Consider the following 17696-nt stretch of genomic DNA (forward strand, 5'->3'; position numbering starts at 1 on the left):
CATATTATGATAACACTAAACTAGCAATATTCTAATATATTTTAGTAGGTTTTAGTAGGTGTTCTTAAACTGTTGTCTCCCCCTCTCTTTCAACTGTATATAAAGGTGAATACATACATATGCTGTCAGTTATTTTCGAACCAACTCTAGTATATATGCCAGCAAAGCTATCTCCAACAATATAAGTTCCTATTATAGGATAGAGGTTTTCTGACCAAGTACCTGTATTGCACTTAACTGTAAACTTCAAGGTAGCTCCTTTCACCGTTTCTTGAAATACACAGTCATAATCTGGCATATGGTCTAACTGATAAGATAGTTTAATATTACTGCCTTCTCTTCCTAAAAGAGGCTTCACAACATAATTCTCATTCTTTAAACTTGTGGGGTCAAAAGTTGTATAAGGAATATATTTTGTTATGAGCTTCTTTTCTTCCTCGTTATAAAAATCATATTTTAAAAGCTCATAAATTGCACTAAAAAAGCCCTTACTCTGAGGTATTATAGATGAAACTGGATTTATTGAGAATATACTTTTATTTATAAGCTCTCCTATAGCCTCCACCTCATATGTAGGATCAAAAAACCAGTCTAAAGGGTAAAACCTATAGAAGCAATCAACTTTTTTCCCATATAAATAACATTGGTCTTCTCTAACTTCTATATCATATATACTTCCAACTATTATCTCAATATCATTCCCCTGAGCTTCTTCAGTATCTTTTACATTAATAGCTTCATAAATACTATTAATGGTATACCAATCTTCATAGTAAGTAGCAGCTACTATAGCCACTGTACTTATGTTGTTCTTAGCTTTTAGGTCTTTTAATATTTTATAAAACTGCAGCTTAATAAGCTTTGGTAGCTCATTATTTATAGGAGTTACCTTCAAGCCATTGTTATTCTTAACACTTTCATAATAATAGTTGTCAATCACTATACTTTCGAGTATACCTGCAGGGGTTTCTGCATTTATCTCTAGTAGCTTCAGATTGTCGTACTTATCAAGCATCCAGTCCATTCTACCTAAGAATATAATATTATCAGTATACTCTCTCTTTATGGTTTCTTTAAGCTCTTCTATTCCAAGAATATCAGCATACAAATCCAAGTTATTATATATAAGCTTAGTAGTCTTTTTGAAAATACAAGCTAATTTTTCTGTTGCAAGCTTCAATTCTTCAACCTTACTTTTGTCCATTAAAATTACATCATCACTTAAATAGTTATAGTTTTTTGCGTATATGCCTGTAAAGCCATGTTCCAATACTAATTTCTTAGTAAGACTATCCAGATCAAGTTTTGGTTTTATAACTTCCATACAACTTGTTCTTTTAACTTTAACTGAACTTATCCAAGTACTCTCTTCTTCCGTAAGATAATCATCATTCCACCTAATGCAGCTTCCTATAAATTTATTTCCACTTAGAAACACTCCGTAATTGCCAAAAGCTTCAACATCATAACTAAACCTTCCATCGTAATATGGAGCGGTTTCAGCATCTATTTCAGAGAATTCCTGGAGTATAAAGGTTTTATTGTCCATTTCTTTCTTTACATACTCAAGGCTTTCCTTCCACTCCTCTTCATTATGAAGCTTTCCTATAAATACATCTATGCTATATCTTCCAAATACAGGTTTTACCACATATTTATCCTTGTCATTAAAGGCTTTATAGAAATTATCTACCTTTAATATTTCTGTTCTTGGCAAAACCGCTTTTATCACCTTAGCTTCTGCTTCACTGATCCTACAGTCTTTGCTATCTAAAAGCTTCCACAGATAAGCATATAAACTTTTGCATTGGCCTATTATCACTCTAGGATCATTTAATATAAGTACTTTTCCTAAATCATGAAGTTTCAATATTTGCTCAAAATGTCTTACTTCATATAAGAATTCAGTAGGATACAATCTTATTATTACATCTATAGGTTTTCCAAAAACATATACTTTATCGTCTAAAACATCAAAATTGTCTGGACCAACTAAAATAAAAGAGTGCTTACTATCTTCTAATATATCTTTTAAGTATATTGCAAGATGGGTTTCCTCATATCTTGAAGGTGCAGTTAAAAATGCTATGTTTACCTCATCCTTATCAGGAAACTCTTTTAAGCACGTTCTTCTTATGGTTTCATATATGTCATTATCAAAGTTATCCCCAAAAGCGTCTTCAACCTTAGAATTAAAACTACATTCTCTCTGTGCACAAGGTTTATCATAATTTAGTTCGCTATAGAAGATTCCATTTTCTTTTCTAAATCCGTCATACCTAACCCATAGAGTTTCAGGCAATGGCCTTTTTATAGATATTATTTCATCCTTATACTTAAAATCTGGTATAAAAGGTTTTAAGTCTTCAAATTCAGTGTTTATATTAGATATAATTCTTTCTATAAGAGCATTAAGAACCTCACTACTGTGCTTAAAGCTGTTTGCCAAAGATTCGCTAATCAGCATTGGTTCATCAGAGAATACATCGTCCTTTCTGGTGGTATGAACCATATTATACTTAAAAAGCATCATATCACTTAAACTTTTGTACCTATAACACTCCTCTATTTTCATAAAATTCACTCTTTCATTTTTAAGTAAGACTTTGTTTAGGTAGCCAACTTCAGCTATTAATTAATACATACACTGTAATCTCCATAAGTCTGGATTATCGAACATGTATAAACTAAGTTTTCATAAAGGATACCTATATATAGAGCACCGTACTATAATCAAGCTATGCTTTAATAAGCTTATAGCTTAATGCTTTATACATATAACTAACTTGAGGAACTGGTCATCCTATCATGCTTATAACCATAAAGCCCTTTTCCATCCTGCCAAGCCTTCCAGCTATCTGAAGAAAACTTTGTTGCCTTTCCTCTTAACATTATAGGAACACTTGAGGGAAATATTATTCCAGAAGATCCAGTACCGTGATAAGCATCATCTTTTTCAAATTGATCAACAGCCTGTTGTTCCTCTTCTTCTGTAAGACTATTTGGGGTTGCTTTAACAATAAGCTTACCTTCATTATATAAAGGACTTGCTAGGCTTACAGCCGTCGCTACTGATAAAGCTAAAGCTCTCTTTTTCCACTTCTCGTCCATTATATTACATCTCCTAAAACTTCAAAATCTCTTGAATCATAACTTCATTTTCTTTTAAATATTCAAGATAATACTTTACATCTTCCTTTACAAACTCTTTAGATATATACACCACTTTACTGACTTTTAGCTCTTGTAACACTTCTACTGGAGGCAATTCTTCCTCAGTTATCTCATATTGGTTATTAAACTTCATATAATCAACTAAATAATCCTCCTGATAGCGTTCCTTGTCCAATATAAAACAGTAAGCTTTTGGCTTTATAGTTTTAAGCTTATCACTATATAAGAGTAACTTCTCAGCCATACTTTCATTTCCTACTATCCCAAAGGGATGAAAAATATGATTGAAAGACAATATAGGTTTTACAAAAGCTTCGTTATTCAAAAGTAATGCCAGATCTAATGCTGTACTTGAATCAAAATCGATTATATACAAAGCATTGGAACTAAAAAACTTCTTTATTCTATTAAATACTTTTATGTTATCTAAACTAGGGTTAACTTCATCTCTTAAGGAAAAATCATTATAATTCTTCAAGGTGGCAAAAGGAGTCACCTTAAGATAACACTGAAACATGTCTAAATCCCTTTGCCAACTATCATATACCTTATTAATATCTAATTCAGTTCTATTCATGATACCACTCTATTTTACCTCTCTAGTACCCACTGTTTTGAGTAGACTTGTAAGTAACTGCAAATACTCTTGTAAGATTTATTATGTGATTATATCCACTTGTATCATTAAGTGTAAGATAATCTCCGTTCTGCTTGATTTCCTTTATCTCTATTGTGACATCAGGAGTCTCGCTATTATAAGAATCGATAGTATTATATATATAGCATTGAGTTATTCCATACATAAATTTCACACCTCTTTATATTATTTTTGTTCTTAGATGTTCACTTCATATTTGAATTTGTATTTTGAAGTTGAAGTGGTATATCTTTATATGTTCTTTGAAATTGATATATCTATTTTATAATATCTCCAATATTTATTAAATAGTAGTAATATAAATTTTACCTTAAGATTAATTATGTAGTTCAAAAATAAATATAAGGATACAATTTTTTTTATTTTTCGCTCTAAATAGCTGCTATAAAGCATTGAAAGTGTTAGGTTTAATAAAGAATAAAAAAACCTAGTCAACCTAATGACTAAGCTTTTCAATAATATTTATTGACTTCATTAATTATATTCAACTATATATCATAGCTTATATTGCTGTTCAAATTAAGCTTCACTCAATACAAACTTTTCTATTGCTTTAGCTACTCCTGAATTAGCATTAGTGTCTGTAACATAATCAGCTTCTTTTTTTATGAATTCTTCAGCATTGCCCATGGCTATCCCAAGTCCTGCGTACTTTATCATTGAAAGATCATTTTCACTATCTCCCATACAGATAACTTCCTCTTGTTTTATACCAAGCATCTCAGCTAGCCTCTTTACTGCAGTCCCCTTGGAGGTTCCCGCATTCATTACCTCAAAGTTATTTGTCCATGAACTTACTACTTCTAAGTCTGAGTATTGCTTAAGATCTTCTTTCGCTTTCATAAGTTTATCTACGTCTTCCATTTCTACACAAATGGCTTTAAGTATATCTCCTTCATGCTTCTTAAAGGCTTCCTTAAAATCAATTCCTTCATCAAACTTTATTCTCTTATCTTCTGGTAAGTCTTTATTATTAACTTTATACCCGTGATTTTCTCCGACTACTATTTCAGATATTAGGGTATCCTCAGTATTAAAGTATGTTAAAAGATCATATTTTTTTATAACACTGTATATTCTTTCTAATTGATCTTGACTTAAAGAAGATTTATATATAACCTCTTCATTATCTTTCTCTCTTACATAAGCTCCATTTGAAGCTACTATAGGAGCTTTTATACCTATTAAATCAGCGTAAAACTTTGCTGAAGTAAAAAGTCTTCCTGTTGCAATAGCAACCTTTACTCCTTTTTCATAAGCTTGCAATATAGCTTTTCTATTTTCTTCACTTATACTACTTGGACTACTTAAAAGTGTACCGTCCATGTCTAAACATATTAACTTATATTTCATCAGTAGTTCACCTCTCCTGTTTTAACTATGATTTTAAGCCCACTTGTTGCAATTACAGTATTTCTAAGACATAAAAGTAATGTCAATTTTAAAGTACTGTGTTGAAATTAAAACATCAAATAATAATGTTTGATATTCTTATTTCTAAAAATATAAATTGCGGCTTCTAAGCTACATATCTATATTATAACAAATAATTGAATGTTTTACCCAACTCCTTAAGTTTATTTGCATGTTAAAATAAATTAATGTAATCTTTGACTTCTATCTATACTACTCTCCATTTTTATAAAGTACAAAATATATGTTAATATGATATTATTTTACAATAACCCCAATTATTCGAACAAATATTCAATAATGTATGTTATAATATTATAGTTGATAAAACTTAATAATGAATTCTTTCAATAGCCAAGTGTTCTATAAAAACACTTATAATTTAATCTTTCCTAGAACAGTTCTATCAAGCCTTGCTGATATAGAAACAATATGAATCTATATTAACTTTAACTTATTAAAATATTTAGGAGGCCTTTAATGAAATCAAATGTTTTTAAAAGAACAACTTTATTATTTACTTCTGTGACTTTATCAATTTTTATAAGTGGGTGTGGTACAAAGGATAATAATGCAGTTAAGAAAGATACAAAAGCAAGTAATACAACATTAAAAACTTCTAATCAAAGCGCTGATAAAAATCCAACCTCAGACTCCCAGAAATCAGATAGCTCCAAATATGAAAAATATGATAAATTTAAAGCTTGGGGGAATCACGGAAGCGAAGATGGTAAATTCGATGGAATAAGCAATCCAGCTATAGACTCATCTGGTAAGATTTATGTTGGTGATCGTAATAATAAAAGAATACAGATTTTTGATTCAGAAGGAAACTTTATCTCTAAATTTCAAACAAATGAAGTAACTCCAGATAAACTACTTATTGATAGTTCAGGCAATCTATATATTTTAGATTGTGAAAATAGAAAAATTCATAAGTACACTTTAGATGGTAGGCACTTATTAAGCTTTGGAATCGAAAGTGCAAACAATGGACAAGTTAGTCAATTACATAGCTTTGCAATTGATTCATCTGATAATATCTATATAACAGACAGTGCAAACAATAATGTACAGAAATTTAAGTCAGATGGTACTTTCATATCAAAATTTGGTTCTCAAGGAGATGGAGATGGTCAATTTAATAGTCCATCATCATTAGCTATTGATAAATCTGGTATCATTTATGTTGTAGATAATCATAAAAGAATCCAGAAATTTGATTCTAGTGGCAATTTTATATCGCAATTTAAATTTGCAGGAGTAAATTTTGACAGCCTCGAGGATTTTACAATTGCTGTAGATATAGATAGTAATGTTTATGTACAGTTTATGATTGGCCAAAATATTATTAAGTTTGATCCCAATGGAAAACTTATTTCAGTATTTAACACTGCTGACGCAACAGTAGATTTGACTGTAGATTCTTCTAAAAATGTTTATAGTTGCTCTTTCTACGGTGATTATATTGTAAAATATATAAAAACAAGATAATAATTACAAAAACATCACTAATAACTCATATGTAGCATAATCAGAGCATTCAATCCAGTAAAAAACAATTATATGGTATTATCATGACTTAAAATAGAAATTTTTAATAACCTTGAAAATTAATCAATACTATATAAAATAATTACTGAAAGTAGTTTGTATGAAAAGTGCACAAGTCTTGAAAGACTAAGCTGGGGAATATTTCAAAATATATAAAAAACAAATATTTAGGAGGGATTATTTTGTTAAAATTACTAGGTTTAAAGAAAATAAGCGCTAATATGATTTTATTAATATTATTAGTATCAGTTGGATTCTCTGTTGGGTGCTCTAATAATAAACAAGCCGACAATAAAGTTTCTAAATCATCTACAGATAAGAATAATACTGAGTCAGATAAAAATAACAAAGATAAAAGCATAGCTGAAAATCAAGGAGCTAAAAGCTATTCTGATATAAATTCTGCCAATCCGGATGAGGTATTTACTAATGCTCTAATTTCAGCACATACACATACACCTAAAACTATATCAAATGATAATGATATAACTCTATCTTATTACTTGAAAGATTTGAAAAAAGAAAAGAAGGAAGAGCTTGATTCTTACTCTAAAACTATTATTGAAACTGATGAATACTCAAAAGGAAGAGACGTTAAGATAGTTCATAAGGTTAGCAAAAGCTACAATTATAATAATGAAGAACATGAAGCCTATTCATATGTAGCTGAAATAACTGATGATGAAAAAAAGAATGATACTGAAGCAAAAAATGTCTACACTAGCTTTGGGCTTGTATCCAAATTCGGAGATAAATGGGTCCTAATATCATTAGGAGAACTCAATTAAGCTTTACTTTATTATATAGAAAATATTACTCTATGAATAAAGTAAAATTTACATGCTTGAAGTATACTTATATGTATTTTTTTGTATATTACATAAGACATCGCTAACACTTCTATGGTATATATTTGTTTTATTGAAATTCTTAACTTCTTATATTTTTAACATGTTATAAATATAAGAAGTTAAGAATTTATTGATTCTATCAGGATCTTAGAGATTTTTGCCATCTTATTTTATCTCTTTACTTTCCCTTATGTTTTGCATCTTCTACTATAATATTTTCAGAAAATGTTATCCAAAATTAAATTATTACTTTCGCTTACTTTAAAACTGTCAAATTGGCATAAAAAAAGAAGCAATCTCTTGCTTCTTTCATAAACACATATATACTTCGAATTATAGTTCTACCTTCCAAAGTCCATGTAAGTTGCAGTATTCTCTTACTGCTACAACCTTTTCTTCTCCTAGCTTAAAGAAAGCTTCTGGCTTGTCTCCAGCTTTAAAGTTCTTTCTAAGTACTGTTGTTTCAGTAACTACTTCTACCCATTGAATTAAGTGCTCTTCAGTCATAGGATGCGCAACCTCTCCAACCTTAACTAATACGCCACCTTCAACGGCTTCTACTACTGGAACATGCTTTTCTTTAGCACCATCAGTTGTATTTTCTTTCTTTAATGTCATTGGCTGACCGCAGCAAGCTAAAGTTCCACCAGCCTTGTTTACTACCTCTACGATGTTACCACATATTTCACACTTATATACTTGATTTGCTTCTGTCATATTAACTCCTCCTATTTAACATTTGATGACTTAATCTACTTATTATTTATATTTTATAAGGGTATAAAATATGTTCACAGGTTGTCCTATAAAAATGTACCAGTTCAAAATGAAATATATGAATAAAATTGGTACCAATAATAATTAAAATTTTTGCTAGTATTCTTAAATTTTATAGAACTTCATTATCTATTCCTCTGAACAGACATACTACTTCGATATCTTGTAATTCTTCATAAAGATATCGCTAAAATAATCTTTTAAATCCCAATAAAAATAGCCATCTATATACATTATAGACTTCATGGATAAGTTTTACAATGCAAACCATTTATATGTCTTCTATTATAAATATTTAAGCTAAGAGTAAAACTCTAGGTATTTGACATACTAAAGATTGAAGGAGTGATGCTTATGTCTGATAAAGAAAAACCTTATCTACCTGATGAAAGAGACTGGTATTCACCTGAAGGTCATGACTTAATCTCGCTTTCAAAATCAGGAAACACCTATACAAAATTACCTAATCCCAAAACAGATCCTATTGTGGTTAATAATATATCTTACATGGAGTTTGATTATACTGATCAATCTCTATATGAAGATGATGATACTGACGATGAAAAATAAGGAAAAAGACGCTAATGTAAATTTCATTAGCGTCTTTTATATGTAAAAAAGAATTCACTAAAGAGTATATATTCTTTAGTGAATTCTTTTTAATTTGAATCTTATATATGAACTTCAACTTCATGGTTTCCTTCTAGGAATGGAACCACTTCATCATCTAATGGATTACCATCTAGTATTATTACCTTAGAAATATCAGCTCCAGCTTTATTAATCTCCTTTAAGTCCTGGCTTACAACTATATGATAGTACATGTTGTCTTTGTTATATTCTATCTCGTATTGCTTCCAGTTAGTCGGTACAACTGGATTAATTGTAAAGCCTTTACCATAATGAGAGTTAAAACCTAGTATATATTCTACTGCAGCTTTATACATCCATCCAGATGCGCCAGTATACCAGCTCCAGCCACCTCTTCCTCCATGAGGTTCTTGCAAATATACATCTGCGGCCATAACATATGGCTCTACTTTATAGGTCTTGCTAGAAAGTTCAGAGGAACTGTGATTTATAGGGTTTATCATATTAAAATACTGCCAAGCTTTATTACCCATTCCCATCTTTGCTAAAGCTACAATAACCCAAACTGCAGCATGAGTGTACTGTCCTCCATTTTCTCTTACTCCAGGTACATAACCTTTAATATATCCTGGCTCTAACTTAGAATTATAAAATGGTGGGTTTAAAAGAAGTATTATACCTTTATCTTCTCTTACTAAGTTGGTATCGATGGCCTCCATAGCTTCCTTAACTCTTTCAGGTCTTCCTCCGCCGGTTATAGCTGCCCAGCTTTGTGCTAAGGAGTCTATTCTACATTCATCATTTTCCTTAGATCCTAATGGAGTTCCATCATCAAAGTATGCTCTTCTATACCAGCCACCATCCCAGGCATTCTTCTCTAAGTTTTCTAATATGAACTCTCTATTGTAGACAAAAATATCTGTATTTATCTTATCCTTTTTATAACCTGTTATATCTAAGAAATCCCCTAGTATTTCATATAAGAACCAACCAAGCCATACACTTTCACCTTTTCCTTCATTACCTACAGTACTCATTCCGTCATTCCAGTCACCGCTGCCCATTAGAGGTATGTTATGTTCACCATACTTCAAGGATTTATTAATAGCTCTAATACAGTGTTCATATACAGTTCCTGAGGTTCTGGATTCAAATCTATCTGAGTATCTCTCATCTTCGCCTTCCTTTAGAGGCTCATCATAAAGGAAGTGTGCTTCTTCATCTAATATGCTATAGTCTCCAGAAAGTTTTATATACTTAGAAACAACATATGGTAGCCATAGTAAGTCATCACTGAACCTAGTTCTTATACCGCTATTTACTACAGGATGCCACCAATGTTGAACATCACCTTCTTCATATTGTCTTGAGGCACTTCTTAATATTTGATTTCTTGTAATCTCATTGTTCAATACACCTAAGGACAGAGAGTCTTGAAGCTGATCTCTATATCCATAAGCTCCACCAGATTGATAGAATGCTGTTCTAGCCCAGTATCTGCAGCTCATAGTTTGATACATAAGCCATCCGTTTACCATATAATCCATAGACTTATCAGGAGTTTTTATTTTAATAGTTCCTAAGAAGCTTTGCCAGTATTTCTTGACATTTTCTAAGGTATCGTCCACTGCTCTGAAACTACTATATTTATTTATCACAGTTTCTATGCCTTCTAAGCTCTCTTCGGCGCCTAGCATTAGTATTATAGTCTTTTTCTTATTTGGTTTTAATACAACCTTAGTTTGAGCTCCTAAACATGGATCGAAGCCACCGCCTACAGTATCAGATAGTTTTTCAAGCCTTAAAGCACTTGGATATCCCAAACCTTCATTCCTTCCTAAGAACTCACTTCTGTCTCCAGTAAAACTCTCTTCTTGACCTCCATAAAACTTAAGGTAACTCTTATAGGCTCCAAAGCTTGCGGAATATGGATTGGATGCCCATATGAATCTTTCATTTTTAGCCTTATTACCAGAAGCTTCATCAGTAGCACTACTAGCCATATCTATATCACTAATATATGTAGATATATATTGAGCAGATTGTTGAGGAACAACTCCTAACACCAACTGAGCATAGTAGTATAGAGATATGGTTCTATCATCTTCTCCATTATTCTCAAGTTCTATCTTTAAGAGCTTTATATTATCTTCCATAGAACAAAACATAGTAGTTTTTCCTTTTATGCCGTGGTAATCATGACTAAAGGTAGAATAGCCAAATCCATGCTCTATAACATATTCTCCAGTATCTCTTAAAGGTTTAGGTGTTATGCTCCATATTTCTTCATTTACATCATCCCTTAGATAAAGCCCTTCAGTAGATGCATCCATTACCCAGTCGTTGTTCCAAGGTGTTATCTTATTTTCTCTTGAATTGCCTATCCAAGTATATGAAGATCCACTTTCAGATACATGGAATCCAAAGTTACCATTTGAAATTACATTTATCCAAGGCGCTGGGGTATCTCTATGGTCATTTAGCACAACCACATATCCACTACCATCCTTCTTAAAGCCTCCATATCCATTAAAGTAATCTAATTCCTGTACGTCGTAAGCATAATTGGTAACTTCTTCTGAGTTTACAAATTCACTATACTTAACATTACTTTTATCATTAGATAAATTATTTTTGCTAACTTCTCTAAGTATGGTTTCTCTTCTTGGAAGATCATAGCCTTGAAGTTCTTTATGTCTCAACAATATATCGGCTCTCACCTTCTTATCCTTTTCTTCCCACTTCTTCATCTGATTAAGCAAAGTTCCTTTATCAGAACTAATAACAAGCTTAGCTATACCTATTAACAAATCTCTCATATCTTCGCCTAAGGTGCTCTTACTGTGAAGATATATTCCACCTGGTTTATTCCAATAATCTCTTGATTGAGAAGTATTGACTTGTTCTATTATATTTTTTTGAACCGGTAGATCGTAGGAGGTCTCCTCATCATTATAGATAACCAAGTCTGATTTTAATCCCTTGCTCCTCCAATAATAATGCAGATTTATAACCTGTCTTAAAAGGTCCATATCAGCTTCTTCTTTTATTACAAGCATCAATATTGGAAGATCTCCTGAAATTCCGTATGGCCATAAATCCCTTTGATGCTTATTAAGATTTTTTATATACTGTTCATTTTCTCTTCTATAAGAGGTTAAAAATAGCATATTAGCAGCTAAAGATTGGAACATATTTGCTTGGAAAGACTTTATAGCAAGATACTTCATTTCCAAAGCAACCTGCTGAGTTGCACCTATAAATGCTCTTTCCGCGGAACTATTATCTGTATATCTGTTTGCAATCTTCATAACTTCTTCTCTGCTGTCAGCTGCTATAGTTACATAAGACAAAGATACTTTTTCTCTAGGAGGTATTTTTACCATAACTCTCATAGCTATAATAGGATCTAAAACTATGCCTATACTATTGGTCAAAGCAGCGTCATTATCCATAGCTCTTGGAGCTCTAAGACTTCTATTTCTTCCGATAAAGTTTACTCTAGAAGTATCATAGGATACTGACCCAATAATATCACCATCACTTACAATCTTTTGAATTAGATGATTTTGCTTTTGCCCTTTAGCTCTAGGTCTTCTCTTTGCTATAATACATCTATTTTCTTCATCATATTCAGTTGTAATGAATAAGTTTGAGAAGGTTGGATGCACTACGTCAGCACTAAATGGAGCTAAGGTCACTTCCATATAACTTGTTATCTCAATACTTCTTTCACTTTCCGAATTATTCTTTAAAGTTATTTTTCTTACCTCAGCATCATATTGAGAAGACACGCAGACTTCCATTGAACTTTCAATGTTTCCAAAAGTTCTTTTAAATAAAGCCTTATCTAAAGTAAATTGCACTAACTCGTCATCTCCCATAACTCTACATGGTTCGTAGGCTGGGCTCCAATATTCATTACTATTCAAATTCTTTATGTAAAATAGTATACCTCCACCTTCATCAGTTGTATCAGACTTCCATCTATTTATAGTCATTTCACCCTTCTTGCTAAGACTACTTCCGCTATTAGTAAGAATTGTTGAATATGATCCATTTGATAAAAGCAGTACCTCTGGATTCTCAGTTATAGAAGAATACTCTCTTACTATAAGAGCTTCTTGTTCTGTCTTTATTTCTGGCAAATCAAACTCTTGCTTTCTAGTAAATATTTCATGATATCCTTGTTTTTCTTGAAGAAGTAATTCAAAGGCTTTAACTTGAGGTAGCTTATGGAATCTTTCTTGCAGTATATTATTGTTTGCAAAGTTATCCAAAGACATTAAACTCATACCTTGGTGATGTACCATGAAACATTTTACCGTTGATTCTTTCTTACCTCTAGTTATTCTTTCCTCAGTAAAATCTATAGCTTCATAAAATCCATATCTTCCTACCATGCCCTTATTTATTAAGTTATTCATGTTTTCTATTGAAGATAAAGGAGCAAAACTTAATGCCATAACTGTAGAATATGGAGATACCACAAGTTCGTCTACCAAACCTCTTTTTAGACCTATTCCTGGAACTCCAAAGGCTTTATATTGATAGTTCATAGCAACATCAAAGTGATAAAAGGCTGATTCTGATATGCCCCAAGGAATTCCCCTTTTATGAGCATAAATCTTTTGAGCTTCAATCACTGAATTATAAGTCATATCCCATAGAGTACCTTCATAGTTTTTCATTATTAATGCTGGCATGAAGTATTCAAACATTGTTCCACTCCAAGAAACAAGACTCTTAGTTCCAAAGGCAGTAGTTATAGCTCTTCCTAGCTTAAACCAATGATCATACTCTACATCGCCTTTAGCAATGGCTATGAAAGATGCTGCTCTTGCTTCTGATGCTAACAAGTCATAACAGTTATCTCCCAAAGTATTACTCTCCATGTCATATCCTATAGAGAATATCTTCCTATGGCTATTGTACAAGACTTTAAAGTCTGTTTCAGAAGCCATAATGTCTAGTCTTCCGATTATGGTGTTAATTCTTCTAACTAAACTTAATATTGACTCATTTTTTATCCTGCATTCTGCTTTGGTAGTTTTAGCTACATCTTTAGCTTCCTTGTAAGCTATATCCCCCAATGAAGTGGCTAAGCTTATAACTGGTACCTTCAACAACAATTTATCTATTTCATCAAGCATACTGCTGTCATTTGCTACAGCTTCATCATCAAATTCTGATACTTCTCCAATCTCAGCCAACTTCATTATAGCTTCTCTTTTTAATTTATTGACCCAATATAACTCTTTTTGCTTATGTTGAAACTCAATATCTAAACACTTTTCTACAATCTGTTTTAGTATACCAACATAATTTCTTATACTCATGTCTTCACTAAGTATAGTTTCTTTTTCAAGCTTAAATAGTACTTCTTCTTTTAACTCTTCTTCTATTATACTCATTGTATCAATAAGAGCTATTCTTTGATTATCAGAAATTAATGGCTTTCTTAGATACTCATTTAGAGCTTCCTCAATAACCCACAAATAGCCAACTAAGTTTCCGCTATCTACAGTAGATACATATCTAGGCCATAATGGATTTCTTGTTCTTGTGTCATACCAGTTTAAAAAATGGCCATGAAACTTATCTAGTTTATCCATGCTATTAAGGATTTTCTCTATTCTTTCTACTAGGTCAAATAAAGTAGAGTAGCCCATATCTCTTGCAACTACGTTGGACATGAGTCCCATTGCCATATTAGTAGGAGATGTTCTAAAAGCTACCCCATTATTAGGGTCCTCTTGAAAGTTATCTGGAGCTAGATAGTTATTTTCTTCATTTACAAAGTCCTCATAATAAGCCCAAGTCCTTCTACTCAAGGTTCTAATAAGCAACTTATCTTTCTCTGATATATCCTTAAATGTGGTGCTTACATTCCTATCTTCTTTGCTTATCAAATAAGCAATTATTGGGCTTATAATCCATAGGACAGAAATGATCAAGTTGGTACTTCCTAGGGATATTGACTTGTTGAAAGTGGCTATTAAGTATAATAAACCAATAACAGATGAAGCCCACATATACTTAAAATAGCTATATAAATCTTTGCTGCAGGCTGCCTCAACATCTGCAGAAGTCTGCCACTGTAATAAGTTTTTCTTTGAAATAGTTGTTCTATATAATGTCCTGCCTATGGCATCCAACATAAGCACACATTGGTTTGGTAAAAAAGTTATTGTAAGTAACACTTGTTTTAAACTTCTTAAAATATCTTTTTTCTTATATTTAGGAGTAATCAGCATATCAGTAAAGGCAAATGCTGCAAGGGATATTACACCTAGCAAAGAAAAAATGTCCCACATCTCTCCGTTTTTAAGCGCTAATATTGTTATAAATAAACTTATTACAATCCAGGGTGCTACTAAGCTTCTTCTTAGATTGTCAAATATCTGCCATCTAGACAATAATTTTAACTTTCTGCTAAACAGCCATGGAATTATCTGCCAATCCCCTCTTACCCATCTATGAGATCTCATGCTGCTAGCCTTATAGGAAGCTGGATATCCATCCACAACGTTTATATCACTAACTAGAGCGCATCTAGTATAAGAACCCTCAAGTAAATCATGGCTCAGCACAGTATTCTCAGGTATTTCATTCTTTAATATATTGTAAAAGGCGTCTATATTTATGATGCCTTTTCCTGTGAATATGCCTTCTTTAAATAAATCCTGATAGGAGTCAGATGCTGCACTAGAGTAAACATCTATACCTCCATCTCCTGCAAATATCTGAGTAAATATTGTTTTTTCTGATGCCTCTATTTTCATATCAACCTTAGGCTGCATTATTCCATAGCCTCTTATAACCTTGTTATCCTCACTAACAACTGCATTGTTAAGAACATGGGCCATAGCACCCACTAACTTTTTACCTGCTGACATAGGAAGTATGGTATCTGCGTCTAGTGTTATTAGATATTTTGCCTTTCTAAGCTCATCAATATTTCCGCTAATTACATTGTAGGTTGTATCTGTATCATGCCTTAATAAAGACATGAACTCCATAAGCTTTCCTCTTTTTCTCTCCCAGCCCATCCAGACCTTATCTTTTTCATTAAAAACTCTTTTTCTGTTAAAGAAAAAGAAGTGCTGTTCCCTTCCACTATAATACTTATCATTTAAGATTTCCGCCGTTTTTGTACCTATATAATTTATATCTTCATCCTTTTCTTCTTCCTCATCTTTAGAATCTCCTAAATCACCTAACAAGGCAAAGTATAAATTATCATCCTTGTTAGCAATATAATACACCTCTAAAGAATCCATAAGTTCTTTTACCTTATGAGGGTTGTTAAATATAGCAGGTATAACCACCAAGGTTCTGCACTGTTCTGGTATCCCCTCTTCTTCAAAGTTTAGCTTAGGCAGAAAATCCGGTTTATATAACTTAGTAACACTCCAATTCAATATGCCAACAACAACTTCTGAAAGTGGTAAAAGTACTACCAAAGCTCCAGTAATAAGTTCAGCATTGGACATATTAGGATCAGCTAAGTAAACTAAGGATACTATAATAATTTCAAATAAAATCACTAGAAATATCTGATATAAAATGAAATTAGCTGGAGTTATAAACTTCTTCTTTCTAAATCTACCTATACTCCTCTCTAAATCCTTTTGCCCATCATCTAATAAATAATAACCTACATGGGCTTTATACCTGTCTTCCTCCAAAGGCCCAGCAGAATTACACAATTTTAAAGCTTCTTCTACTACCTTCCATTCATCTTTAGAAGTCATTCTGCTTATTTCTTCAACCTTATGCCTATAAAAATCCTTAGAATCAAAATCCATTAAGCTATAAGTACCTTCTGGATCTTCACTTAGAAGTTTTTCTATTCTTGATACGCTGTCAAAAACATACTTCCAACTTATAGCGTCAATGGTTCTTAGTGAGGTTATATAGTTGCCCATAGAAAGCTGCAATTTGTTTTCCCTTATAAACTCTCCAGTTATGGCATCCTCAAATTTTTCTTCCTTTGTTACCTTCTTAGCTAAGGTTTTATAAAGCTCATCGTTATCTATAGAATTATCTCTAAGAACTCTAAAAAGTTTTTCTCCCATTTCAATAGAGAACTTCTCATCACTTTTTGCTATGTCAGCAATGGTTTTTTCTAAACTTTCTTTATTGCTACTATCTATTATTCTATAAGCTAGTTCTTCACCAGCTTGCTTTTCCTTTTGAATATAAGCAAGTTTATCTGTAACGGTAGCTATTCCTTCAATTAACCCAACTCTTAACATCAACGGAAAAGCCCATAGTTCTCCTAAGGTTATATACTCTCTCTCATCACAGCCTCTTAAAAAGTTTATGGTATCATTCTCTTCGATTTTCCCATCATTTGACTTCAAGATTTCCTTTGCTAAAAGGTAAACCTTAGGACAAGACTCCTCTCCATTTACTAAAGGAAGATTTTCAAAGTAACCCCATGGCATATTTAGTTTTATAGTCTTATACTCTTTTTCTATAACATAAATATTATCTAGTAGCCATTCTGCAGCTCCTACTATATCCTTATTTTCTTTTACTTGCTGATTGATATATTGATAATTTTCTAGTATTCTATTATAACTTTCTTTTAGAGAATACATTATTCTCCTTCTGCAGTTAACTGAATCAAGTATATTCATGAGTATTATCCTTCCCTCTCTATAGTGTAC

The 17696-nt window shown here is 32.0% G+C and carries 10 protein-coding genes; 3 read left to right on the forward strand and 7 right to left on the reverse strand.

What is annotated here, in order from left to right; genetic code table 11:
- Positions 1 to 64 precede the first annotated feature (64 nt).
- From GXK57_RS08915 to GXK57_RS08935, 5 genes are all read right to left on the reverse strand, one after another.
- Entirely contained in the window at positions 65 to 2575 is a 2511-nt protein-coding gene (locus GXK57_RS08915) for a glutathionylspermidine synthase family protein (protein ID WP_160674573.1), read from the reverse strand.
- Positions 2576 to 2781: 206 nt separating this feature from the next.
- Complete coding sequence (locus GXK57_RS08920) at positions 2782 to 3111, reverse strand: hypothetical protein (RefSeq protein WP_160674576.1); 330 nt, start codon at positions 3109 to 3111, stop codon at positions 2782 to 2784.
- Positions 3112 to 3124: 13 nt separating this feature from the next.
- Complete coding sequence (locus tag GXK57_RS08925; RefSeq protein ID WP_160674579.1) at positions 3125 to 3751, reverse strand: hypothetical protein; 627 nt, start codon at positions 3749 to 3751, stop codon at positions 3125 to 3127.
- A 22-nt stretch (positions 3752 to 3773) separates the two neighbouring features.
- On the reverse strand, positions 3774 to 3977 hold the full coding sequence (locus GXK57_RS08930) for a hypothetical protein (protein WP_128215513.1): 204 nt from the start codon (positions 3975 to 3977) through the stop codon (positions 3774 to 3776).
- A gap of 374 nt (positions 3978 to 4351) precedes the next feature.
- Positions 4352 to 5185, reverse strand: coding sequence for a Cof-type HAD-IIB family hydrolase (locus GXK57_RS08935; RefSeq protein ID WP_160674582.1), 834 nt, complete (start codon positions 5183 to 5185; stop codon positions 4352 to 4354).
- Positions 5186 to 5725: 540 nt separating this feature from the next.
- On the opposite strand from GXK57_RS08935, the gene GXK57_RS08940 reads away from it, so the two are divergent.
- Positions 5726 to 6739 carry a 6-bladed beta-propeller gene (locus GXK57_RS08940; protein ID WP_160674585.1) on the forward strand — a complete coding sequence of 338 codons (1014 nt, stop codon included), beginning with the start codon at positions 5726 to 5728 and terminating at the stop codon, positions 6737 to 6739.
- A gap of 242 nt (positions 6740 to 6981) precedes the next feature.
- A complete protein-coding gene (locus tag GXK57_RS08945; protein WP_160674588.1) occupies positions 6982 to 7587 on the forward strand; it encodes a hypothetical protein in 606 nt (201 codons plus the stop codon).
- Positions 7588 to 7983: 396 nt separating this feature from the next.
- Here GXK57_RS08945 and GXK57_RS08950 read toward each other — a convergent pair whose 3' ends face one another.
- Positions 7984 to 8367: a desulfoferrodoxin gene (locus GXK57_RS08950; protein ID WP_160674591.1), complete on the reverse strand. Its 384-nt coding sequence runs from the start codon at positions 8365 to 8367 to the stop codon at positions 7984 to 7986.
- A 414-nt stretch (positions 8368 to 8781) separates the two neighbouring features.
- On the opposite strand from GXK57_RS08950, the gene GXK57_RS08955 reads away from it, so the two are divergent.
- Complete coding sequence (locus GXK57_RS08955; RefSeq protein WP_160674594.1) at positions 8782 to 8997, forward strand: hypothetical protein; 216 nt, start codon at positions 8782 to 8784, stop codon at positions 8995 to 8997.
- A gap of 101 nt (positions 8998 to 9098) precedes the next feature.
- On the opposite strand, the gene GXK57_RS08960 is transcribed toward GXK57_RS08955, so the two are convergent.
- Entirely contained in the window at positions 9099 to 17666 is an 8568-nt protein-coding gene (locus GXK57_RS08960; protein WP_160674597.1) for a glucoamylase family protein, read from the reverse strand.
- Between the last annotated feature and the right edge of the window lie 30 nt (positions 17667 to 17696).

Origin of the sequence: Clostridium sp. C8-1-8 (genome assembly GCF_009928445.1) — a bacterium.
GTDB lineage: Bacteria > Bacillota > Clostridia > Clostridiales > Clostridiaceae > Clostridium_AR.